This window comes from Entomospira culicis (assembly GCF_028748145.1).
Classification (GTDB): Bacteria; Spirochaetota; Spirochaetia; order WRBN01; family WRBN01; genus Entomospira; species Entomospira culicis.
In genome coordinates this window covers 1,493,326-1,516,548 of sequence record NZ_CP118181.1, presented here as the reverse complement: position 1 = coordinate 1,516,548, position 23,223 = coordinate 1,493,326, and the positions used below count along the sequence as shown (strand labels likewise).

Here is a 23,223-nt window from a genome sequence, read left to right as displayed (position 1 = left end):
ACTTAGGGTTTTATCTCTTTCTTTTTTCGTTTGGTTGATGGCTTGGCGTGGGCTAGCGCCTGATAGATCGCTTTACCCAGATGATAGGCGAGGGTAACGGGTACGGCATTACCCACCATCTTGTAGCCGTGGGCGATGTCGCGGTAGTGGAAGATAAAGTCATCCGGAAAGCTCTGGATGCGCGCGCACTCTCGCACGGTGAGCCGACGGTAGAGATGTTCGTGTCCGGGGAGAAAGATGCGCTTATCCTTATCAACAAAGAGCATTTTGGGCGCTTGCGGATGCAGGGGCGCATGGCGTCCTCCGGCTTGAATGGTAAATGAGGGCTCATCCCACCCTCTCACCCGATTGCGCGACATGTAGAGGGTAGAGAAACCCCCAGTCATATACTCGTGGTTGGCAATGGGAAGGTGTTGCTGGTGCTTATTGCCTTCGCTGGCAGGAAGCGCGCTTGCTTGGAGATCGGCGATAGCGTCGCTTAGCGTGGGACGGGAGAGCAGTGGTTCGGGCCAGGCAAAGGGGATGGTGAGATCGCGACGAAAGCCCACATAAAAGACTCGCTTTCGATCTTGTGCTACGCCGAAGTGGTTGGCGTTGAGCACTTTAATGTGGGTTTGGTAGCCTGCCTTGGTAAAGTCGGCAAGGATGCGTTTCACAGCATCTTGATGGAGATCGGCGAGCATGCCTGTTACATTCTCGGCGACAAAAAATTTGGGCTGTTTATCCTTTAAGATACGGATAAATTCATAGAAGAGTTGTCCGCGTAAGTCGTTGATACCGCGCAACATCCCTGCAGCGCTCCAGCTTTGGCAGGGCGGACCTCCAATAATGCCATCGCAGGCGGGAATTTCGTTAGAGTTAATCTCGCGAATGTCGCGCTTATCTAGCGGACTAAGGTGGTTCTTCTCGTAGGTCTCCCAGATGCTCTTGTCGTATTCGTTTGCCCAGATTACGCGAAAGCCTGCCTTTTGAAACCCTAGATCCATGCCACCGGCGCCCGAAAATAAGCTGATAATATTCATGTAAAACCTCTATAGATAAAGGGTGATGAGCTTGGCGCTCTTGGTTTGGCTGGGATCATCGGGCTCTTTAATGACGACGTTGGCGATGTTTAGCGTGGGATGATCGACCGTGAGCGCGAGAAGCGCGTTGCGATCGTTTTGGGGAAAGGCGAGAAATTTTTCGTCATTGATGATTGCCATGAGCGAGAAGGCCGCGTGTGTGGGTGGTTGGGGGAGGTAGTCGAAGCTTCGCCATGGATTACTGATGTGCCACATCCCACGAATTCTGAGGTAGGTGTTGCCAAGGGGGTCAACTTTATTGACGCGTCCTAGTTCATTAGTGGGTGCAAATTCAACTTCAGGAATAGAGGCGATGCCGGTACTCATCGATGCTTTAATGCGCTCGTAGGTGGGTGCGCTGGCAACGTAATCGATACCGTAGACAAAGGCAAGCGCACTAAGCTGGCTCTTATCCACCAAGCCTACAGCATAGATAAGATCTTTCTCTTGCCACCACTCGCATTGACGGCACTCTTTGGTGAGCATTGGATTATCGCGCATAAGTTGGGTCTTTGGATAAGAACTATTGAGCGCAAGATCAGCATTTCGTGCGGTGATCTTCTTTACCTCGATGGCATCTCCTCCACGAAGCATCATGTCGGGCGGATTATTTTGGCTTCCCAGATAAGAGAACGTCCCTGCTAGCTTGTTGAGACGCGCTTGCGCATCACTGGTATGAAAGGTATCGGCAAATGCGTCCTTAATGTACTCTTCCAGTGAGACTCCCAAGCTATTGGCCCGATTCTTAGCAGAAGTAACATCCTTAAGGTTGGGGATCGGTTGCTGAACAATGCGAGCAAGAGCCTGAAGCAGGTTAGCCGGCATGCTTAATCCTCGCTATTGCTAAGAATCTCTTCGCCACTGGCAGTCAAAATGAGCGGATCGATGAGATCGGTGAGATCGCCATCCATGATCTTGTCTAGCTTGTAGAGCGTTAAGCCAATACGGTGATCGGTAACGCGCCCTTGGGGATAGTTGTAGGTACGGATACGCTCGGAGCGATCGCCGGAACCCACTTGATTTTTACGGGCATCGGCGCGCTGGGAGGCATTTTTCGCCTCTTCTGCCTCTAAAAGACGACTGCGCAAGATATTCATCGCCTTTTCTCGGTTTTTGATCTGGCTACGGCTATCTTGCATGGCAACGACGACGCCAGTGGGAAGGTGTGTAATGCGCACGGCAGAGTCGGTTTTGTTGATATGCTGACCACCAGCGCCACTGGCGCGGTAGGTGTCGATGCGCAGATCTTCTTTACGGATGACAATATCGGCTTCTTCGGCTTCAGGCAAGACGGCAACCGTCGCCGCGGAGGTCTGAATGCGTCCGCTACTCTCGGTTACCGGGATGCGTTGCACACGATGCGCGCCTGACTCATAGCGCAGTTTACCATAAACGCCTGATCCAGAGATTTCAACGATAACTTCACGAAACCCACCAATGGTGGTCTCATTGGCATCAAGGAGCTCAAAACTCCAGCCTTGACGCTCGGCATAACGATGATACATACGATAAAGATCGGCAGCAAAGAGCCCCGCTTCGTCGCCTCCGGTACCGGCACGGATCTCCATGATGACGTTCTTGCCGTCGAGGGGATCGGCGGGGATGAGCATCACTTTGAGCGCCTTCTCTTGCTCAATAAGGGAGGCTTCTGATTCGGCTAACTCCTCTTGGGCTAGGGCTTTGAGCTCGGCATCGCTTTCGGACTTGATATATTCACGATTTTTTTCTATGGCTAAAATAGTGGCTTGATAGGCTTGGTGTGCTTGAAGGACACCCTCTAAGCGCGAGAAATCTTGGCTAAGTTTGCGGTAGCGATTCATATCTTTGACCACGTCGGGATCGCTAAGGAGCTTGCTCACTTCATCGTGCTGGGCGATGATGGGTTTGAGTTTTTGTTCTAGATTTTGCATAGATGCCTCTATTCTACTCAATTTTGGCTATTCTGTAAAGGGTCTTTTGGGCTGATTTTGATTTTAATAAAGCACAATTGCTTGTGGGTATAGAGACATCGGTCGTGAAGGTTACTTACTGATAGGTAATCAAGCTATCTCGAACGGGAATGGAGAGTGTCTGGAAGATATCTCCTTGGTAGTTCCTTAAGGTGATGGTGATCTTTGCATCTGGTGATGGGAGATCGTCGCCACCACTAGAGCTTACGAAGAGCGTTGAGCCCTTGTCTTGGGTGAATAGCCCAAAGGGGGTATAAATATGTAAGCGATAGCCCTGTCTCTTTAGCTCTTCTCCATTTAGGGGCGTACGTCCTTTGTTTGGCGTGGAGGTATAAAGGGTAAGCGTTCCTGCCTCTACGCTAGAGTTAATATAGAGAAGATCTTTGTCAGCACTTAACACTGGACGTTCTTCTACAGGTGCTTGTGGTGGATTTTCTATCGTCTTTTGAGATTCTGTGGGCTTGGGGGATTTTTGCATATCCGCTTTGGGTACCGTAGCAGGAGGTTCGGGCTTTGCATTTTTGGGGGTGCAAGCGGATAAAAGCAAGAAGAGAGCTAAGCAATAGATAAGTTTGTTCATAAATTCTTCCTTTTTTGATTTTTTTTGCAAAAAATTACATATTAAGCTTTTGCATAACTAATTATACGCCTGCGTTGAATAAAGTGTCAAGGTAAACTAAGAGAAGAGAGCGTTTCTTTTATTTTTTTGTTTTGCTTGAAGATGATATTTTTATAATTTTTTTGATTTTTTAATAACTTAATTATATAAAATGCTTGTATAATTTTGCTTTTTATGCTATACATTATCATGTAAAGGATAATAACATGATGAAGAAAATTGCGGGTATTTTGGTTCTTTCAATGATAGCTGGGTGTACGCCAAAGGGAGATGGCGAGGATGCATTGCTAGGGCGTTCGGTGGTTGATCAAGCAAAGAGAGAGGTGGCGATGGTTGGTACACCTAGGCGCGTGGTGAGTGGCTTTACCTATCCGTATGTCTCGGCGTGGTACGTGGCAACGGGCTCGGGCGAGGCGATGGTGGGTATGCATCCTAGCTCGTATAGTGCGATGGAGTATTCGATCTTGGCAAACTTATCCCCAGAGTTGCTGGCTAGTTCGACGGGATTTATTCAACAGGGGGAGCTTAATGTTGAAGAGCTGCTCAAGCTTGAGCCTGATCTCTATTTGGAGAATTTTGCTTTTGGGAAGAATATCGAAAAAATGGAAGAGCTTGGGTTAGCGACTATCGCACTGAAAACGATGAGTCAAGCTGGGGGCGATCCCTTTGCGACGATGCAGAGTTGGCTCGATTTGACCGCGGAGATTACCGATGCTAATACACGCGTGCATCACTTTAGCGAGCTTGCACAAGAGGCAAAGGCGGATGTTGCCCAGCGTTTATCTGGTGTAACCGATGGGGAGAAGCCTCGCGTCTTGATGATTCATAGCCATGATGAACGTACGATTATGGTATATGGTGCAGGTATTTGGGGTAACTACTGGATTAGAAGTGCTGGAGGTATCGATGTGGCGGAAGAGCAGGTGCAAGGCACGCAGGCCGTGAATATGGAGCAGATCTATGCGTGGGATCCCGATATCATTTTGATTAGCAACTTTACCGAGACGCACCCGATCGATCTCTTGAATAATCGGGTTACGGGACAAGATTGGTCGGTCTTATCGGCGGTGCAGAGGGGCAAGGTGTATAAGATTCCGCTGGGTGTCTATCGATGGTCTACCCCTAGTGGTGATGCGCCTTTGATGCTCAAGTGGATGGCACAAACGCTTCATCCAGAACGCGCACAGTACGATATGGAGTCGGAAATCCGCACCTACTATCAAACTTTCTATGGCTACTCGCTCAATGAGCAAGATCTCGAGAGTATCCTTTTTCCCGCACGAGAATCCGCACGTAGCGAACTAACACTATATATCAATAATCTCAAAAATTAATTAGAACATAGGCGGAGGAACAAGATGTATAAGAGAGTGGGGTTTGCGGGAATATGCATAGCGCTTTTGTTGAGTTGTGCGCCAAAAGAGGCGACGCATAGGTTGGATGCGCCTGAAGAGGTTGTGGTGGTAGATGCGTTGGCGCGTGAGGTTAGGGTGGTTGTTGAGCCTAGTCGCGTAGTGAGCGGAAATATTTTACCCTTTGTGCCGGCGTGGTACGTCGCGAGTGGGCAGACAAGCTCTTTGGTGGGTGTGCATCCTGACTCGTACGAGGTGGCGCGTCATACGTTATTATCGCGGATGTCGCCAGAAATTTTGCAGGCATCCTCGCGTTTTTTGCAGGGTGGGTTGCTCAATGTGGAAGAGCTGCTTGCGCTAAATCCGCAAGTGTATGTTGAAAGTGAGCTTCAGCTAAAAAATATTGAAAAGATGATCGAGGTGGGTATCCCTACCTTGGCGATTCAGGCGCGGATGATCGATGAAACGGATCCCTTAGAGACGCTCCATAGCTGGCTCGATTTGGTCGCTATCATGATGGATGATGATGCACGCGTGGTGCATTTTCGTACATTCGTTCAAGAGAGTTACGATCGGGTGGCGCAAGGATTAGCCGGTATCTCCCCGGAAGAGCGTGTGCGGGTACTCTTTATCCACACGCATACTGGTGCATTGATGCGTGTTACAGGTAGTGGCTTTTTCGGGAATCAGTGGATTACGGTGGCAGGAGGTATTCCGGTTACCGAGGCAGAGGTGGTACGCGTGCAAGAGGTAAGCATGGAGCAGATTTATCGCTGGAATCCGCAAGTGATTATTATGACAAACTTTAGCGCCGTTACACCAGAGGATATTTTAGCAAATCGGGTGGCGGGGCAGGATTGGTCGGTGGTGGATGCGGTGCAAAACGCGCGCGTATATGCTACGCCTACGGGAATCTATCGTTGGGCGTCGGCAAACGGCGATGCACCTTTGATGTTCTTGTGGTTGGCGCAGAAGCTCTATCCTAATCGCTTTGGGTACGACATGCGCGAGGAGACGGCAAGGTACTATCAGGCATTTTATGGATACGCGCTTTCGGATGATGAATTATTGATGATGTCGCTTTAATTTATAAAGGATGTAAAAGAGGATGATGCGGGTGAGTCGGACGGGGTTGTGGGTAGTGATGGCGCTTTTGCCTATTGTGTTGGGGGTGGCGGTCTTGGGATTTGGTCGCATGCAGATTGCCTTTAGTGATGTGGTGGGCGTGCTCTGGAGTCGGGTTTCGGGCAATGGGGTGAGTTGGCCGTCGGTGTACGAAGTGGTGATCTTTAAAATACGTATTCCGCGCGTCTTGATGGCGTTGCTTTTGGGGGGTGGTTTAGCTGTGGCTGGTGCATCGTTACAGGGGATGTTTGCCAACCCATTAGTGAGTTCGGATATTTTAGGGGTATCGGCAGGGGCGGGCTTTGGTGCTGCTCTGGGGATTATCTGGTGGGGAACGGGCTTACCGACGCAGATGATGGCATTGTTGGGTGGGTTATTGGCGATCTTTTTGGTGGCTCTTTTGGTGGGCAGGGGAACAAGGTCGATTTTTGTGCTGGTGCTTGCTGGGGTCATCGTCTCGGCGCTCTTTCAGGCGCTTATTTCCTTGATGAAATTTATTGCTGATCCCGAAGATAAATTACCCACGATCACCTATTGGCTGATGGGTAGCTTGAGCAGTGTCAGCTATCGCGATTTACAGATTGCCCTGCCGTTGATGGGGTTGTCGATTGGGATCTTGTGGTTGTTGCGCTGGCGGATCAACTTGCTCTCCTTACCCGAAGATGAGCTACGATCGCTGGGCATCTCGGTGGGGTTACTCAAGGGGTTGATTATTGTGAGCTCTACCTTGATTGTGGCAACCAGTGTGGCGGTGGCAGGGATTATCGGCTGGGTTGGCTTGGTGATTCCGCATATGGCGAGGATGTTGGTGGGTGCGAATAATCAACAGGTTATCCCGATGAGCTTGTTGTTGGGGAGCAGTTATTTGCTGGTGATCGATACATTGGCGCGATCGATGAGCGCGGTGGAGATGCCGATCTCTATCTTGACGGCGTTGATAGGCGCGCCGGTCTTTGCATTATTGTTGAAACGATCCCAAGGAGCATGGCGATGAAGGTAGAGGTGTGCTTGGCAAATTTTTCGTATCAACGTGGCGCAGAAAATTTATATACGGAGGATCTCAATTTTACCTTAGATACGGGGGAGATCTTGACAATTTTGGGCGCTAACGGCGTGGGAAAGACAACCCTTTTGCGTTGTTTGGTGGGATTGTTGCCTTGGCGAAACGGAGAGAGTTATTTTAATGGAAAGAGCCTTGGGGCGTATCGTAAAATTGACTTTTGGCGCGAGGTGGGCTATGTGCCGATTGCTAGGCGTAGTACCTTTGAGCTGAAGGTATGGGAGTATGTTGTTCTGGGTCGTGCTTCATACGTGGGGACGTTTGCACAACCATCTAAGCGGGATAGATGCTTGGCTCAAGAGAAATTAGAGACGGTGGGCATTGGGCATCTTGCAGAGAAGAGCTCGCACCAAATTAGCTCTGGCGAGTTGCAATTGGCCTCGATTGCTCGCACATTGGTTTCTAATCCAAAGCTTTTGCTCCTTGATGAACCAGAGTCGCACTTAGATATCCAAAAGCAGGTGGCGGTGCTTGCGGTTATCAAAAAGCTGGCCAAAGAGCATGGCATCACGAGTATCATTAATACGCATTATCCTAATCACGCTTTTTATCTTGCCGATCGGGTGTTGTTGCTGGGTAAGGGATTACCGGTAAAATTTGGCACGCTGGAGGATGTGATGCAGGTGGAGACGCTCTCAACCTATTTTAATGTCGAAGTGATCAAGCTCCAAGAGCAATGGGGTGAGGAGCATTTAGAGGTAATGGTGCCTAGAGCCTTGGCAAAAGGGGGGAAATCGTGAGAAAATTGTCAGATGCCCCTCTTTACAAAGAGGCAAGGAAACTATTATAGTATAGAGATATGGCACAAATCAAGCAAATTTTCGATCAAAATTTTTTAGAATATGCATCTTATGTAATTAAAGACCGCGCGATTCCCGACATTCAAGATGGGCTTAAGCCAGTACAGCGACGCATTTTGTACACGCTCTACCGCATGGATGATGGCACGACGCATAAAGTGGCGGCGGTGGTGGGACAGACGATGTTTTTGCATCCGCACGGCGATGCCTCTATCTATGAGGCGTTGGTTAATCTCGCCAATAAAGATCTCTTTATTGAGAAGCAAGGGAATTTCGGTAATATCTTTACAGGCGATAGCGCGGCTGCTGCGCGTTACATTGAGTGTGCGCTCTTGCCCTTTGCCAAGGAGATTCTCTTTCATCCAGAGACGATGCAATTTGTGCCTAGTTATGATGGCAAGTTTCAAGAGCCGGTGGTTTTGCCGGTAAAGATTCCTTTAGCGTTGATTTTGGGTGCAGAGGGGATTGCGGTGGGTATGAGTACGCGCATTCTTCCGCATAACTTTGTCGAGGTGGTTGATGCGGTACGTAAAGCCTTGCGCGGTGAAGCTTTTGCGCTCTATCCTGACTTTCCCACGGGCGGGCTCGTCGATGTGAGTGATTATAAGGATGGCTTGGGTAAGGTGGTATCACGCGCTAAGTTAGATGTCGTAGACAACAAGCGGATTGTGGTGCGCGAGCTGGCTTTTGGTACGACGTGTGAGTCGCTGATTAGTAGCATTGAGGATGCCACGCGTAAAGGCAAGCTCAAGGTGGGTGCAATTAACGACTATACCGCGGGTGAGGTGGAGATTGAAATCGAATTGCCCCGCGGGGTGCATGCCCAAGATGTGATTCCTGCCCTCTATGCCTTTACCAAGTGCGAAGTGGCGCATCATGTGCACTGCTTGTTGATTGTCGATCGTAAACCGAAGGTCATGGCAATCTCAGAGGTGATTCATTATCATGCTAAGCATCTGCAAGAGTTGCTCAAGCGCGAGCTCTTGGTGGAGCAATCGGCGCTTCTTGCCAAGATTCACGCGCGTACGCTAGAACGTATTTTTATTGAAGAGAAGGTCTATCAAGGGCTAGAGCATCTCAAGAGTGCCAAGGCTATCGACGAACATATCCGTAGCGCGCTCCAACCATTTGCTGGGGTGGAGTTTCACGACCCGCTTACTGATGAGGACATTGAGCGCTTGCTCAAGTTGCCGATTCGTCGCATTAGCCTCTTTGATATCGACAAGAATAAAAAAGAGCTTGCCCAAATGCAAAAACGGCTCAAAGAGATTAGCAAAGCGCTGGGCGATTTGGTGAGTTATGCGTTGCTCTATTTGGATAATTTGCTGGTTGCAGAGTCGGCGCGTTTTGCGCGTAAGAGCGAGATTACCGATATCGATCGGGTTGATTATCGCCAAGCAGCGCTACGCAACCTCAAGCTTCGCTACGACGAGAAAGAGGGCTATTTAGGCACAGAAATTACCACTGGAGAACTCATTGGCGAGTGCTCGGAGTATGATCGCGTCTTTTATGTGGGAGGCGATACGATCTATCGCGTTATCGAGATGCCCAAGAAGCTCTTTATTGGCAAGAAGGCACTCTATGTGGCGCTCTTTGAGAAGAAGATTTTATCTGAAGCTATCTTTAACATTGTCTACAAACACAAAGAGAGTGGCTACCCTTATCTTAAACGCTTTAAGCTCAACCAGTGGATGCTGGGTAAAAACTATGGCCCACTCTTGCCTAGTCAAGGGCAACTGATGCACTTCTTTATTGGCGAATACTGGCAGATGATCCCCACCTACAAAGAGTCTAACCTTTTGAAAGAAGAGGAAATATTCTCTACAGAACAGTATCTCATCAAGAGTAGCTCCACCCAAGGAGTACGTCTCAAAGCCAAAGCCATCGCTAAAATCAAGCTCAAGGAGAAAAAGATTTAAATAATCGATAGTTTCTACTTGTCATAACTAGAAAAAAAAGTTATACTGTAACAAGAGTGGTAGATTATAATGAATACAGACAAATAGGCTATATGCATCGGGCATTCTTTCGCTTATTGACCGATGGCTTGGGCATCCTAGAGCGAAGTTCGGCTTCAAAAGAGGCAAATAACTAAGGTGAAATGGCTTAACAACTTACATATATCAGATAAAATCATCCTCTTTGTGGGCGCGTTACAGCGTAATCGCTACCTAAAGGCACTACAGCAGGGCATGGAGTTATCTATCCCGCTATTAATGGTCTTTAGTATTGTCAATTTGGTTTTGAGCTTTCCTTCTGTCTCTTACCAAATTTGGCTAAGAAGTATCTTTAATATTGCCGATGTGAATATTCATTATATTATTAACTCACTATGGGTGATTGTGAATATCAACTTTGTGGTGGGTATCTCTTATATTTTAGCCGAGTCATTTAATAAGACCTCGGTAGTGGGTATGGCTAGATATCGGTCGTTTATTAGTGTGGGAGTTTCGGTCTCGGCGTATATGATCTTTGCCATCACCAACCGCGACTTTCTCTATACGAGCTACGGAGGTGGATTGCAACGCTATCCGGCAGAGGTCTTTTTATCAATGGTGATTGCCATGGGGTCTTCGCGGTTATTTATCGCCTTCTTCTCGCTTCAGCAAAAGCGACGGCATCTCTACAACGATATGAGTAATCCCGTTCTCTCGCGAGTATATGATGCGATGATGCCGGCGATTTCTACGTTGTCGGTCTTTATTTTATTGAAATTGATTCAAATTTATGTCGATTTTAGCTTTGTCGTGGCGCTCTTTGATCGCATTTATCTCAGGCTTCATGGCAATTCCACGCCAACCAATTTGGGGCAGGCAATTAGCTATGTCTTACTGGAGAATGTCTATTGGCTCTTTGGCATCGATAGTTCGATGATTCTCAACGACATTACGGGGCATTATCTTACGACAATTAGCTTACCCGGATATAACATTTTTGAAGCGGATAGTTCAATTTTTATCTTTAGTCGTACGTTCTTTGCTCATTTTGTGTATCTTGGCGGTGAGGGCGCACTTTTGAGTTTGGTGGTTGCCTACTGGTGGTTTCGCGTACGCACCGACTACGATCGCACGATTCAGCTCTCTACCTTTCCCGTTATCTTTAATATTAATAAATTGCTTATTTATGGGTTACCAATTGTGGCAAATCCGCTCTTTATTTTACCCTTTCTCTTGACTCCATTAGTCCTTACGATTACGAGCTATCTTGCATTTTCTTGGGGATTTATTCCTGCTATTACGCGAAATGTCTCTTGGTATATGCCTATTGGATTGTCCGGATATCAATCTACAGGTAGTATTGCCGGGGCAATTTTACAGCTATTTAATCTTACGGTAGGCGTGATTATATACGCCCCCTTTCTACTTTTGAGCAAGAAGGTTCGTGATCATGACTATAATCAGGGACGTAAGGAGTTAATTGAATTTTCGATTAATCGCTATGTTTCTGAAGAGAATTATTTGAACGTTCGCACTGATGTGGTGGGCGCGGCTGCGCGCATTCTGAGTGCTGACTTACGGGTAGCTTTGCGTACAGGGCAACTTTATTTGGTGTATCAGCCTAAGGTGAATTTTTTAGAACAAAAAGTGCATGGCGGTGAGGCACTCATTCGCTGGGAACACCCCATTTATGGATTCATTCCGCCACCAGTTATCATTTCGATTGCCGAAGAGAATGATCTGCTTAATGAGCTCTCGCATTGGGTAATTACCGAGAGTATGAGTCAGGTAGCAAGTTGGCAACAACAAGGGCTTAATGATGTGCATATTGGGGTCAATTTGTCAGCACGAGAGATTAATCACCCGCATTTGTCAGACTTTATTCTTAATACTATCAAATTTTTTGGGCTTAAGCCAGAGCAGATTGAGGTGGAGATTGTCGAAACGATGGAGCTGTCGATGAACGATCTGGTGCAACAGCAACTCTCTCGTCTGGTGGAGCATGGGGTAACGTTAGCTATCGATGACTTTGGCGTAGGGCATGGATCGGCGATTTACCTGAAAAATTTTGATATCAGTACGCTGAAAGTGGATAAGGCGATTAGCGATGAAGCGCATCGCGATCCTCGTGTGGCTGCGATTTTCAATGGTGTGATGCTGATGTGTAACGACTTAGCTGTCGAGATGGTGATTGAGCATGTGGAGACCGAAGAGCAATTGGAGTATTTAGTGAGCAAGGGGGGCAAGATCTTTCAGGGCTACTTCTTTAGCAAACCGCTCTCTGCTAGCGACTTTTTTACTTACATGAAAGCCGTCGAGGCCGACCCGACTATCTTGACTAAATCGATTGTATCGGCGGATTTACGTAAGCTTTTTGTCGGCAACCCACCGAAAGATGCTGTGGATAAAGCGGGACAAAATTAGTTTATATTATTTTTTCATCGAATTTTACATATAAAAATAGCTGACGATAGAGTAAAAATTGTATATACTTAGGAATAATAGAACAAATTTGAGAAGGAAGTGAGAAACAAGAGACATTTATGGCAAAACGTGACTATTATGAAGTATTAGAGACGCCTAAGAGTGCAAGCGCCGAAGAGATTAAGAAAGCCTATCGTAAATTGGCGATAAAGTATCACCCCGATCGTAATCCCGATAATGCTGAGGCAGAAGCTAAATTCAAAGAAGCAACCGAGGCTTATGAGGTTCTCTCTGATAGCCAAAAGCGTGAAGCTTATGATCGTTACGGTTTTGATGCGGTCAATAATGCAGGCGGTGGGTTTGACCCTAATGCCTTTCGTGGCGACTTTGGTGATATTTTTAGTTCATTTTTTGGTGGAGGATCTTCTTCTCGTCGTGGTAATCCGGCGCAGGGTAGAGATTTACGCTATGACTTAACGATAAATCTCGCTGATGTGGTGAGTGGCAGTAAGCAAAATATCGTTATCAATAATCAGATTTTTTGCGACGCATGTTCTGGTTCGGGTGCTAAGGCTGGATCATCGAAAAAGACCTGTCATACCTGTCATGGTACGGGGCAGGTGGTGCGTTCGGCGGGGTTTTTCAGTATTCCTAGCACCTGTGCTACCTGTAACGGTAGTGGTCAGATTATTGAACAACCTTGTGCGAAGTGTAGTGGCAAGGGAGTTAAGGCTAACCGTGAGGAGATTGCGCTTACCATTCCTTCGGGGATTGAAGATGGGCAACGCTTGCGCGTGTCCGGACGTGGCGATGCGGTAAGTGGTAGTAGCCAGCGTGGCGATTTGTATGTCTATATTCGGGTGCGCCCCCATGAGCATTTTGAGCGCGATGGGGCTGATTTGTGGTGTGTTATTCCGATTTCTCCTGTGCAGTTGATGCTGGGTGATGAGATTATTATCCATACAATTACGGGTTCTCGTGTTAAGCTCAAGATTAAGGCGGGTAGTCAACATGGAGATGATTTACGTATCCGCGATCAGGGCTTGCCGATGCTCAATAGTAGTAAAAAGGGCGATCTTTATGTGAAGCTTCAGGTGTCGATTCCTGAGAAGATCTCTGGTAAGGCGAAGGATCTCTTAAAGGAGCTTGAGCGTGAGCTTAAGGTGGAAAAAGAGCCTCGACCGGTGCGTCTAAAAGATTTAAAATAGCAAAAAAAGAAGAGAGGAATCCGCTGGGCAAGTTGAGGATTCCTCTCTTTAGATTGAAGGTTTCTATTGTTTGTTTATGCAACAAAGATAGCTAGGTCAGCTTTGTTGGCGGGCTTGGCAAGGCGCTGGAGTGCTTTTTTCTCGATTTGGCGAATGCGCTCTTTGGTTAAGTTGAAGTATTCACCAACCTCTTTAAGGCTCTGCGCGCGATGATTATTTAAGCCGAAACGCATCTCCAAAACCTTCGCTTCCTTGGCTGGAAGGGTGGCAAGGAGTTTGTTAATCTGTTGGTGCAACTCACTTTGTTCTAATTCGCTTTCTGGGCTGGTGTAGCGACTATCAGTGATGAATTCGCCGAGGGTAGAGTTGCTTTCCGTTTCGCTACTGGCCGGTGAGTCTAAACTGGCTACGCCACGAGAAGTGTTGAGGAGAGATTGGATGAGTGCAGGCTCTAGCCCAACAAGATCGGCGATATTTTCGGCGGTGGGTTCTTTGTTGTTGGTAGCTAGGAAAATTTTGCGCGCTTTTTCGATTTGAACCAACTCATTGGCGCGATTTTGGGGTAGACGAATGGAGCGAGACTTCTCCCCTAAGGCTTTCATGATGGCCTGACGAATCCACCAGACGGCGTAAGAGATAAAGTGAAAACCTTGGTCTGGGTTGAAGCGCTCGATGGCGTGAATCATGCCGATATTACCCTCACTGATAAGATCGGCAAGAGGCAAGCCTTGGTTTTGGAATTTTTTCGCAACATTTACGACAAAGCGCAAGTTGGCTTGAAGCAGGCGATTTTTCGCATCTTCATCGCCGGCGCGCGCTCTTCTCGCGAGGGAATCTTCCTCTTCACGAGATAGCAACTCAATCGTGTTGATTTCTCTAAGATAGAGAGACAAGGCATTTTCGTCTTCATCGTTGAAGTAGTGATTTTTTTTAGCTTTTTCCATAGGTTTAACCCTCCGGCTATATCTATGCAAAAATCGTGCCAATAATTTTACCCTTTTGTCGACAGTCTTAGAGCTTGGAGTGAGTCAAAATGACACACCCCAATCCTTTTAGAAAAAAAGTGAGACAAAATGTTACAATAATGGAAAATTTCGCCCCACAAAGAGGACTTCTGGCTCGAGCATGTGGCCAGTTTGACGCAAAACTTCGTCTTTAATGTGCGCCACTAGTTGATAAATTTCGCTAGCTTTGGCATTATTTTGGTTAATGACGATATTCGCATGGAATTGTGAGACCGACGCGCCACCAATGGCATAGCCTTTGAGACTACATCCATCGATGATCTGCCCCGAGGGTTTACCAAAGGCACGATTGTTTTTAAACGTTGAGCCACCGCAGGGATAGGCAAAGTGTCCTTTTTGCGTACGGTCGTCCTTAAAAGATTGGGCGTGTTGTCGCAATGCCTCGATACTTTGTGTGCTGGCTTTGAGGGATAACGTCGCCTCTATCACTAGCGCTAGGCGGTGTTGCAGCGGTGATACCTTATACTCCCACTGCTCTGGTTTGAAGGGGATGACTTCTCGCTCCCCACGCTCATTGAGGATGGTAATATCAACAAGGATGTCTGCCATTTCAGCATCATAACAGCGCGCATTCATAAAGAGCGCGCCACCCAACGTCCCCGGCAAGCCATAGAAGGGGGTGAGCCCTTCTAGTTGTTGTTCTACGCTCCATAGCACGAGTTGCTCCATGAGGATACCCGCTGGCGCTTTGATGCGATCGTTTGTCAGGCGTGTGGGTGTTTGATGAGCACTAAGGGCTTGGGTGTCGATGACGATGCCTTCGATGCCCTCATCACTGATGACGAGATTGGAGCCGTCGCCCAGAAAGAAGAGAGGCACGGCGTATTGATGTGCAAGTGCCATCACCCGCGCTATTTTGGTGTGCTCTTGGGTATGGATGAGGAGGTCGGCCTTGCCCCCCACCTTAAACCAAGTACGCTCCTTGAGAGGCGCTTGTAGCGTGTACTCTTGCGAAGTGATGCGAGCTTGCTCGATGATGGCTTGGCGGTGAGTGCGCAGAGACATCCTAGATTAATCCTCTTTGGAGAAAATTTTGTTGAAAAAATTGAAGATGCCTTTAGACTTATCTTCGTGAGGCTTCTGTCCCTTTGGTTTGGGTGGATTGGGGTGGGATGCGCCTTTTGGTTTAGCCTGATGGGGGCTTTGTGGGCGATTCTGTTGAGAGGCTGTTGTATGAGATCGGGAATGTTTCGCACGCGATTCGTGTTGACCATTGCGGGGGGTACGGTCGCTAGGGGCAGAGCGTTGGGGACGATCGGGGCGATCATTGCGTGGGTGGGACGAGCGTGTGGGGCGTTCGGTTTGTGGGCGATCGTTACGATCGTGCTGGGATCGGGCTGGGCGATCGGGGCGAGGTTTACGCGTTGCTTCTCGTGGTGGGTGTACTTCGTGGTCGCGTTCTGGCGCGTGATCTTTGGTGGTTTTGGGGCGGGTATTGGTGGGTTTGTGGTTGCTTTTGGGGGATTTTTCGCCGTAATTGCGACTGGAGCGAGGAGAGGAAGAAGGTTCGCGTCTGGGATGATCTTTTCTACGATGTTCGTAATGCGAGGTTGACTCTTGCCCGACAGGTTTGGGGCGCGATGCTTCCTCTTTGATGGTGAGATCGACCAATTGTTGAAGCTCGTTGTCGATGATGGACATGGGGATCTTCTTTTTGATGAGCTTCTCGATGGAGGCGAGGTTGTAGACAAAGCGCTCACAGGCGAAGCTGATGGCAAGACCGGTGGTTTGTGAGCCACGGGCGGTGCGTCCGATGCGGTGGATGTAATTTTCGGCATCGTCGGGGAGGTCGAAGTTGATGACGAGCGAGAGGTCTGGGATGTGTAGTCCACGGGAGGCGATATCGGTGGCAGCGAGGATTTTGATGTTGCCATTTTTCATGTTATTGATGATTTGTAGACGCTTTTTCTGCTGAATACTGCCTTCGATGAGCGCACAATTATAGCCGGCAGCTTTGAGGCGCTTGGCAATTTGTCCCGCCCCCGCCTTGGTGTTACTAAAGATGATGACACTTTCGGGGTTCTCTTTTTTGAGGAGAGCCAAGAGGAGGATCATCTTTTCGCTACGGCTGACGTGGAAGAGGCGCTGTTCGATTCCCTCGACGGTGGGGGATTGGGCTTTAATCACGATGCTCTCAGGGTTATTCATGTGCTCCCAAGCGAGTTGCCCGACCTTGTTGTTGAGGGTGGCGCTAAAGAGGAGGTTGAGGCGATCTTGTGGGGCGGGGAGCATCTTGATGATTTTTAGAAGATCTTTATGAAAGCCCATATCGAAGAGACGATCGGCTTCGTCGATGACCAGAACGCCGGCGTTTTGAAGGTTGATGGCTTGCTTGTCGGCAAAGTCTAGGAGGCGGCCTGGGGTGGCGACGACGATTCGTGGATTGCGTCTAAGGCTGTGGAGCTGTTTGTCATAGGCGGTTCCACCGTAGATGGTGGCCATGTTAAAGGAGAGAAATTGTCCGATGGCTTTAGCCTCTTTCTCAATCTGAACGACAAGCTCGCGGGTGGGTACAAGAATGAGGGCGAATTTATCTTGGTTTTCTGGTTTGAGGAGATGCCAAAAGGTGGCGATAAGGAAGGATGCCGTCTTGCCGGTACCGGTTTGGCTCTGGGCGTAGACATCTTTCTTGGCCTCTAGTACGGCTTTGAGCGTGGCCTCTTGAACGGGTGTACAGGTTTCGTAGTTGATAGCCTGAAGCCCTTTGAGTAGCCGAGGATCTAGGGGAAATTGTGAAAATTGCATGTTAATAAAAGTGTACCTCACAGGAAAAGTCTGGATTGTGTTGCTGGAACACAAGGGTAGTTTTTGGCAAAAGAGGCCAAGGAACTATAATAGTTATATTGTGAAGGGAAAAGGCTATTCTGTCAAGCACCTAGGAGCGAATAAAAAAATCTGGGTAGATATTGACAAAAAAAAAGATTTCGGGTAGAATAGAGGAGTTCTATTTGGTGACATAGCTCAGTCGGTAGAGCAAACGGCTCATATCCGTTCGGTCGGGGGTTCAAATCCCTCTGTCACCATTAATATTTTTAAGAAATAAAATAGGCTTGCTGATTGGCAGTCTATTTTTTTATTCGCTTTTTCTCCGATAATAAGAGCAACAGAATGACAAAAAGAGAGAATCGTACATGAAAAAATTGGGAATTATGATCTTAATCATGGGAATAGTGGCGAGTTGTAATACGATGTTTAAGCCGACCAATAGCACACAGACCTCGGCAACGGGGCAGGTGATTGAGGAGCGTGGGTTTCGTTTACCTGAACGCTTTGACAACTTTCGTCTCGATATTATTCGCCGTAAAGCCAATCAGGGACGCGACTTTATTTACTTACGCGCGGAACATGTTGGCCCTGAGCGCCTGATGGTTACCAAGCTGTGGGTCAATATCGACGGCGATACTACGCGTGTCTACGAAGTACCCCCCTCTCAAACGTTGCGCGCCGATCAGCAGACCCCCGATGGTCGTGATCGCAACCGTTACTACCTGCGCCAAGTAGAACATTTCATCTTTACCGAAAATCTTTTAAACCTGATGCTCGAGGCAAAAACCAGCGTTACCTTCACCATCATCGGTGAAAATCAACACTACGGCGCCAACCTCTACACCGGCCAAGATCTCGAAAGTTTCCAAACTTCCTTGCGTGATCTAGCCAAAAAAGAGTAAATTCATTATACTAGTTCTTGATAGAATCTTAGAAGAAAAAGTTTATGTCTGCTGGTGATGTGCCGATAAATGAAAGAGAGTTTCCCTATTTGTCTACAAGGGAGAGCCTTTGTCGCCACCTTAAGAGTTAGACAAAAGAGTATGGAAAAACCAAAAAGAGTCGCCAAAATGCTCTTTTTGTACACCGATAGGTAAGGAGAGGGATAAAATGTATCGTGTTTCAAGCTCCATGGGGCAGAGCAATTTTGACTACCACAACCGCGCACACGAGTCGCAAAAACATAAAATCGACGGGCAAATCCAGAGCCAACGAGGCATCGCACGCCTAAGAGATAATCCAGTTAATGCCGCCCACTCGGTACGCTATCAGAGCAAAAATGTTCGCCTAGAGCGCTATCAGCAGAATGTCGATAACGCTGTCAACCGCTTAGCCATCGCCGAGTCGAGTGTAAGTGAGGCAACATCTATCCTTCAACGCATCCGTGAAATTGCGGTGCAGGGCGCTAATGGTACCTACGATCAAAACGATTTACGCTACATGGCTATCGAGGTGAATGAGTACCTCGAGGAGCTTGGTAATATTGCTAATGCTAAGGGTGGCGATGGTCTTGCCCTCTTTAGTGGTACGCGCACCGACGTGGATGCCTTCCGCTTGGTACGTGGCTCGGTGGTGGGCGCGGATGAGCAGATGATTACGGGTGCTATGTATACCGGTAATGTTGATCGCCGTGAGAGCGCCTACGCCGACAATGCCAGTATGACTACACAGTTTACGGGGAATTCACTCTTTTGGGCAGAGAATCAACGCATCTGGGGTGCTAGCGACGTAGCACAGTTTGTCGTGCAACAAGATAGTTCTATTCATATTGATGGGGTCGAAATTCCTCTTCAAGCAGGCGACGGTGTCCATGCGCTTATCCACAAGATTAATCAAGCCGATATTTCGGTACGCGCAAGCCTTGATCCTGTCGAGAACAACCTTGTGTTAGAGACAACCCAACCACATCAGCTTTGGTTGGTAGATGGCGAAAATTCCACTACATTAGAAGAGCTCGGGCTTATTGTCTCGGGGCAAGAGGCTTCGACTCCTAATAATTATCACCCCTTTGCGCGCGTTAGTGGTGGCAGTATGTTTGATGCGGTGATTGAGTTGCGTGATGCGCTCTTGGTCGGTGATAGTAATCGTATTGGTGGGGCCGCCCTTGGTGGCATTGATCGTGCTTTGGACAATGTCAACTTAGCCCGCGCGCAGATGGGTGCTAAACATAATCGCTTAGAGAGTGTGGGTGATCGCCTCTCGAAGGACTCTTTAACCTATATTCAGTGGGATGATCAGGTGCGTGGACTAGATTTAGCGAGTGCGCTGATTGAGCAGAAGATGTTAGACTCGGCAATGACTGCCAGCTATGCGAGTATGGCTAAGGTGATGCAACCGAGCTTGATGGATTTTTTAAAGTAATTAATAGTATATGACAACGATTGAGAGCAAAGACTATGGCGCAGTTACGGTGGATGAAGAGACGCAGATCTACTTGTTTGACGGGGGGATTCCTGCCTTTGAACACCTGAGGAGATGGGCGATTTTTGAAGCCGATCGCGCGCCTTTTTTTATCTTTCAGAGTTTGGATGAGCGCGATGTTGCGTTTTTTGTGATGAATCCGTGGCTCTGTCGCAAAGATTATGAGGTCAAACTAGAGCAGGGAGACCTCCTCTCTTTAGGATTAAATTCTACGGATTCGGATGCGGTAATGATCTTCTCGATTCTTTCTATTCCTGCTGGCGAACCGCACTTGATGAGTATTAACTTGCAGGCACCGTTGGTCTTTAATCAAACCAATCAGCAGGGAATGCAGGTGATTTTAAGCGACCATCGATGGGGTATTCGCCATATTGTGTCGCAGGAGTTGGCGCGCGAGGGCGAAGCCTCATGTTAATTCTTTCTCGGCGCAAAGATGAGAAGATTATTATTGATGGTCGTATTGAGATAACGATTGTGGAAGTCAAAGGGGATCAAGTGAAGCTAGGAATCGTCGCCCCCGAAGAGGTTAAAATTTATAGGCATGAAGTTTTTCAAGCTATTGAGCAGGAGAATATTCATGCAAATTGTACTCTAGCTAGAGACTTACCTAAAATAGAGATCCCTAGGTAGTTTTTTAGCTAGAGACAGTTTGTCGATAAGGTTTGAGAAGTAGGAGAATGATGAGATGAAAAGGGCAAGATTTTTACTTTTGGTATTAAGTTTGTTCACCTTAGTATACGCGTCGGCGCAACAAGAGGTGATTCGAGAGGAGCTTGAGGGTATTCCTACTGAAGGAATTACCTTTAGAAATTTCGATGGCGTCGTGGTGAACCCCAACACGGCTGCCGAAATTCGTGGTATTGGTCGTGCGCTAGCCAACCTCGCTGGTGATGCGCAGATGGATGGTCAGATTTATCGCTATGGTAATAAGTACGCCATTCGCGAAGCAGGCGATCAAGAGATTGATGGCAAGCTCTCGGCAGCGATTCTTTACGTGAATCCCGACGCATTGGTAGAGAATGTGCGTAATTTACGCTTGATTATTTCGGGTTACCTAGAGGGGCGTTTTGGCTATAGCACTGCTGATGCGGATCTTTTAGCCTATCTTTTAACCATGTATAATGCCTACCATCGTGGCGACATTGAGTTCTTTAGCGCGCGCTATAAGCCCGCAGTTATGAGCGATGTAACCGCACAAAATGCCGGTTTGGCGCTCTCTTACGACCAGTGGCCTGGGCAAACGCGCCTCTTTATCCCGCTTACTTTCGGTGGCAATCTTTATATTCCAGACATTGTCCCTAATCCTGATGATATCGACGATCAGACGCGCGGGGATTTAGCTGATCTTATTGAAGATTCTTTGACAGGCGATCAGCTAGAGATCGATGACCTTGAGAATCAAATCGATGAAAATGAGGATAAAATAAAGGCTCTTGAGGAAGAACGTGATAGACTGATTAATGGTGGATCTAATGGGACGGGCATTGGCGAGGAGAATGCCATCGAGAGCGAGAGGGGCGACTTTGATGTTACCATCCGCGATGTCTTTATGGATGGTACGATTCAAGAAGATGTCTACGACAATGTTGTAGAGATTATCACCAAGCACGAGCCCAAGGGGGAGTTTGACGAGACCGAAGATGACGATAAACGTTATATTATTGTTAAAGATAACACCACTGGCGTTACCCGTGAAGAGGTAAAAATTGATGAGGTGATTGTTGAAGAGACCACGGATGAGGATGGTAATCCTGCGTATATCGTTACCGTAATTATCCGCGATCGTGAAGCTGGCAACGACAACCAAGGTAGTACAACAGATCCCAAGAGTGGAGATCAAGGAAGTACAACAGATCCCAAGAGTGGGGATCAAGGAAGTACAACAGATCCCAAGGGTGGAGATCAAGGAAGTACAACAGATCCCAAGGGTGGAGATCAAGGAAGTACAACAGATCCCAAGGGGGGAGATCAAGGAAGTACAACAGATCCCAAGGGGGGAGATCAAGGAAGTACAACAGATCCCAAGGGGGGAGATCAAGGAAGTACAACAGATCCCAAGGGGGGAGATCAAGGAAGTACAACAGATCCCAAGGGTGGAGATCAAGGAAGTACAACAGATCCCAAGAGTGGAGATCAAGGAAGTACAACAGATCCCAAGGGTGGAGATCAAGGAAGTACAACAGATCCCAAGAGTGGAGATCAAGGTAGTACAACAGATCCCAAGAGTGGAGATCAAGGTAGTACAACAGATCCCAAGAGTGGAGATCAAGGTAGTACAACAGATCCCAAGAGTGGAGATCAAGGTAGCGACAGCTCAACCGACACCAGCACCCTCGATGAAGAGACTCAAAAGCGCATTGAAGAGCTTGAAGAGGAGATTGAGCGTTTAAAAGAGGAAAATCAGCAATTGCGTGATCAACTCAAAGCAAAAGAGGATGAGATCAAAGCAAAAGAAAAGATTATTGACGACTTGAAGAATAATCCTCCCTCCAACAGTGGCAGTGAGAGCGGAAGTTCCAGCGATCCTAAGAGTGGCGAAGACGGTTCTGAGGATGGTAGCGAGGATTCAACCGATACCACGGATGATCCAACCGATTCTACCGATGACCCTGCGAGTGGAACCGATCCAAATGGCGGGGATCAAGGTAGCACGACTAATCCTACTGATCCAAAGGAGGAGGATCAAGGAAGCACAACGAATCCAACCAATCCTGCGAACCCAGGGAATACGCAAAACCCAACTGATCCAAATGGTGGAGATCAAGGAAGCACAACGAATCCAACTAATCCTGCGAACCCAGGGAATACGCAAAACCCAACCAATCCTACTGATCCAAATGGTGGAGATCAAGGAAGCACAACTAATCCTACGAACCCTGGGAATACGCAAAATCCAACCGAGCCTCCCAAGCCAACGAATCCTAATCCGGATAAAGTCGACACTAGCTTAGGCGAAGAGGGTACCATCTACTTTATGTTAGACACGGGCGTGCGCCAAGGTGGGCGTCATCGCAAGGTTATTGTCTCTTTTGACCTCGCGAAGAAGGAGATTGTCAGTCGTAGTCCCGATAATATCTCTTCTGGTCAGTTCAAATTGACACCCAAGGGGCTTATCACAATCACCGAGAAGGGCGATCCTACCAATCCTAAGTTCTACCTTACCCTCCTCGACCCTCGCACGCTTCAGCCTATTGGTATTAGCGATGTGCCTTTGCATGTGGATAGCTTCTTGTTTGCTACGGAGGAGAGCATTTACGCGATGTCCGAAGCGCGTGGCGACAGCTCTGTTTTGATTCGTTTTAAGGATGATTTGAACATTGATACTCGTAGCGATGCGATTGTCAACCCAGACACCACCCTTACCCAACACGAGGATTATGTCTTTGTGGAGAATAAGGCGGGTACGGCAGTGTTGGTCTTGAACCGCAAGGATTTGAAGCTGATTGCAGAGATCAAGCTTTAAATCGATAGTCATT

At 47.8% G+C, this 23,223-nt stretch carries 19 protein-coding genes and 1 tRNA gene; 13 read left to right on the top strand and 7 right to left on the bottom strand.

The window, feature by feature from the left end; all coding sequences use genetic code 11:
- Positions 1-2 precede the first annotated feature (2 nt).
- The 4 genes from PVA46_RS07165 to PVA46_RS07150 all read right to left on the bottom strand — a co-directional run bounded on the left by PVA46_RS07165 (position 3) and on the right by PVA46_RS07150 (position 3,590).
- On the bottom strand, positions 3-1,022 hold the full coding sequence (locus tag PVA46_RS07165) for a DNA cytosine methyltransferase (protein ID WP_167696054.1): 1,020 nt from the start codon (positions 1,020-1,022) through the stop codon (positions 3-5).
- A 9-nt stretch (positions 1,023-1,031) separates the two neighbouring features.
- Positions 1,032-1,886, bottom strand: coding sequence for an NgoPII family restriction endonuclease (locus PVA46_RS07160; RefSeq protein WP_167696053.1), 855 nt, complete (start codon positions 1,884-1,886; stop codon positions 1,032-1,034).
- 2 nt (positions 1,887-1,888) lie between these two features.
- The gene (gene prfA, locus PVA46_RS07155; protein WP_167696052.1) at positions 1,889-2,971 is read right to left on the bottom strand and encodes a peptide chain release factor 1; all 1,083 of its coding nucleotides are present in this window, start codon (positions 2,969-2,971) and stop codon (positions 1,889-1,891) included.
- A gap of 115 nt (positions 2,972-3,086) precedes the next feature.
- On the bottom strand, positions 3,087-3,590 hold the full coding sequence (locus tag PVA46_RS07150; protein WP_167696051.1) for a hypothetical protein: 504 nt from the start codon (positions 3,588-3,590) through the stop codon (positions 3,087-3,089).
- A gap of 245 nt (positions 3,591-3,835) precedes the next feature.
- Here PVA46_RS07150 and PVA46_RS07145 point away from each other — a divergent pair, with 245 nt between their 5' ends.
- The 7 genes from PVA46_RS07145 (at position 3,836) to dnaJ (ending at position 13,535) form a co-directional block, all read left to right on the top strand.
- The gene (locus tag PVA46_RS07145; RefSeq protein WP_167696050.1) at positions 3,836-4,963 is read left to right on the top strand and encodes an ABC transporter substrate-binding protein; all 1,128 of its coding nucleotides are present in this window, start codon (positions 3,836-3,838) and stop codon (positions 4,961-4,963) included.
- A gap of 24 nt (positions 4,964-4,987) precedes the next feature.
- Positions 4,988-6,067 carry an ABC transporter substrate-binding protein gene (locus PVA46_RS07140; RefSeq protein WP_167696049.1) on the top strand — a complete coding sequence of 360 codons (1,080 nt, stop codon included), beginning with the start codon at positions 4,988-4,990 and terminating at the stop codon, positions 6,065-6,067.
- Between the two features lie 22 nt (positions 6,068-6,089).
- Positions 6,090-7,100, top strand: a complete 1,011-nt coding sequence (locus tag PVA46_RS07135; protein ID WP_212603862.1) for a FecCD family ABC transporter permease — start codon at positions 6,090-6,092, stop codon at positions 7,098-7,100.
- On the top strand, positions 7,097-7,906 hold the full coding sequence (locus PVA46_RS07130) for an ABC transporter ATP-binding protein (protein ID WP_167696048.1): 810 nt from the start codon (positions 7,097-7,099) through the stop codon (positions 7,904-7,906). Before PVA46_RS07135 ends, PVA46_RS07130 begins: the two co-directional genes overlap by 4 nt.
- Positions 7,907-7,965: 59 nt before the next feature.
- Entirely contained in the window at positions 7,966-9,885 is a 1,920-nt protein-coding gene (locus tag PVA46_RS07125) for a DNA topoisomerase IV subunit A (protein ID WP_167696047.1), read from the top strand.
- Positions 9,886-10,062: 177 nt separating this feature from the next.
- A complete protein-coding gene (locus tag PVA46_RS07120; RefSeq protein ID WP_167696046.1) occupies positions 10,063-12,327 on the top strand; it encodes an EAL domain-containing protein in 2,265 nt (754 codons plus the stop codon).
- A gap of 119 nt (positions 12,328-12,446) precedes the next feature.
- Entirely contained in the window at positions 12,447-13,535 is a 1,089-nt protein-coding gene (dnaJ, locus tag PVA46_RS07115) for a molecular chaperone DnaJ (protein ID WP_167696045.1), read from the top strand.
- A gap of 74 nt (positions 13,536-13,609) precedes the next feature.
- Here dnaJ and PVA46_RS07110 read toward each other — a convergent pair whose 3' ends face one another.
- From PVA46_RS07110 to PVA46_RS07100, 3 genes are all read right to left on the bottom strand, one after another.
- Positions 13,610-14,479 carry a sigma-70 family RNA polymerase sigma factor gene (locus PVA46_RS07110; protein WP_167696044.1) on the bottom strand — a complete coding sequence of 290 codons (870 nt, stop codon included), beginning with the start codon at positions 14,477-14,479 and terminating at the stop codon, positions 13,610-13,612.
- 132 nt (positions 14,480-14,611) lie between these two features.
- Positions 14,612-15,565 carry a UDP-N-acetylmuramate dehydrogenase gene (murB, locus tag PVA46_RS07105; RefSeq protein WP_167696043.1) on the bottom strand — a complete coding sequence of 318 codons (954 nt, stop codon included), beginning with the start codon at positions 15,563-15,565 and terminating at the stop codon, positions 14,612-14,614.
- 6 nt (positions 15,566-15,571) lie between these two features.
- Positions 15,572-17,305 (bottom strand): DEAD/DEAH box helicase, encoded by a 1,734-nt coding sequence (locus tag PVA46_RS07100; protein WP_167696042.1) that lies wholly within the window; start codon positions 17,303-17,305, stop codon positions 15,572-15,574.
- A gap of 205 nt (positions 17,306-17,510) precedes the next feature.
- On the opposite strand from PVA46_RS07100, the gene PVA46_RS07095 reads away from it, so the two are divergent.
- The 6 genes from PVA46_RS07095 to PVA46_RS07070 all read left to right on the top strand — a co-directional run bounded on the left by PVA46_RS07095 (position 17,511) and on the right by PVA46_RS07070 (position 23,210).
- A tRNA-Met gene (locus PVA46_RS07095) sits at positions 17,511-17,583 on the top strand.
- Positions 17,584-17,691: 108 nt separating this feature from the next.
- Positions 17,692-18,228 (top strand): hypothetical protein, encoded by a 537-nt coding sequence (locus tag PVA46_RS07090; RefSeq protein ID WP_167696041.1) that lies wholly within the window; start codon positions 17,692-17,694, stop codon positions 18,226-18,228.
- 208 nt (positions 18,229-18,436) lie between these two features.
- On the top strand, positions 18,437-19,687 hold the full coding sequence (locus PVA46_RS07085; RefSeq protein WP_167696040.1) for a flagellar hook-associated protein 3: 1,251 nt from the start codon (positions 18,437-18,439) through the stop codon (positions 19,685-19,687).
- A gap of 10 nt (positions 19,688-19,697) precedes the next feature.
- Positions 19,698-20,162, top strand: coding sequence for a flagellar assembly protein FliW (gene fliW / locus PVA46_RS07080; RefSeq protein ID WP_167696039.1), 465 nt, complete (start codon positions 19,698-19,700; stop codon positions 20,160-20,162).
- Positions 20,156-20,377: a carbon storage regulator CsrA gene (gene csrA / locus PVA46_RS07075; RefSeq protein WP_167696038.1), complete on the top strand. Its 222-nt coding sequence runs from the start codon at positions 20,156-20,158 to the stop codon at positions 20,375-20,377. Before fliW ends, csrA begins: the two co-directional genes overlap by 7 nt.
- 55 nt (positions 20,378-20,432) lie before the next feature.
- The gene (locus PVA46_RS07070; RefSeq protein WP_167696037.1) at positions 20,433-23,210 is read left to right on the top strand and encodes a P83/100 family protein; all 2,778 of its coding nucleotides are present in this window, start codon (positions 20,433-20,435) and stop codon (positions 23,208-23,210) included.
- The last annotated feature ends 13 nt before the right edge of the window (positions 23,211-23,223 follow it).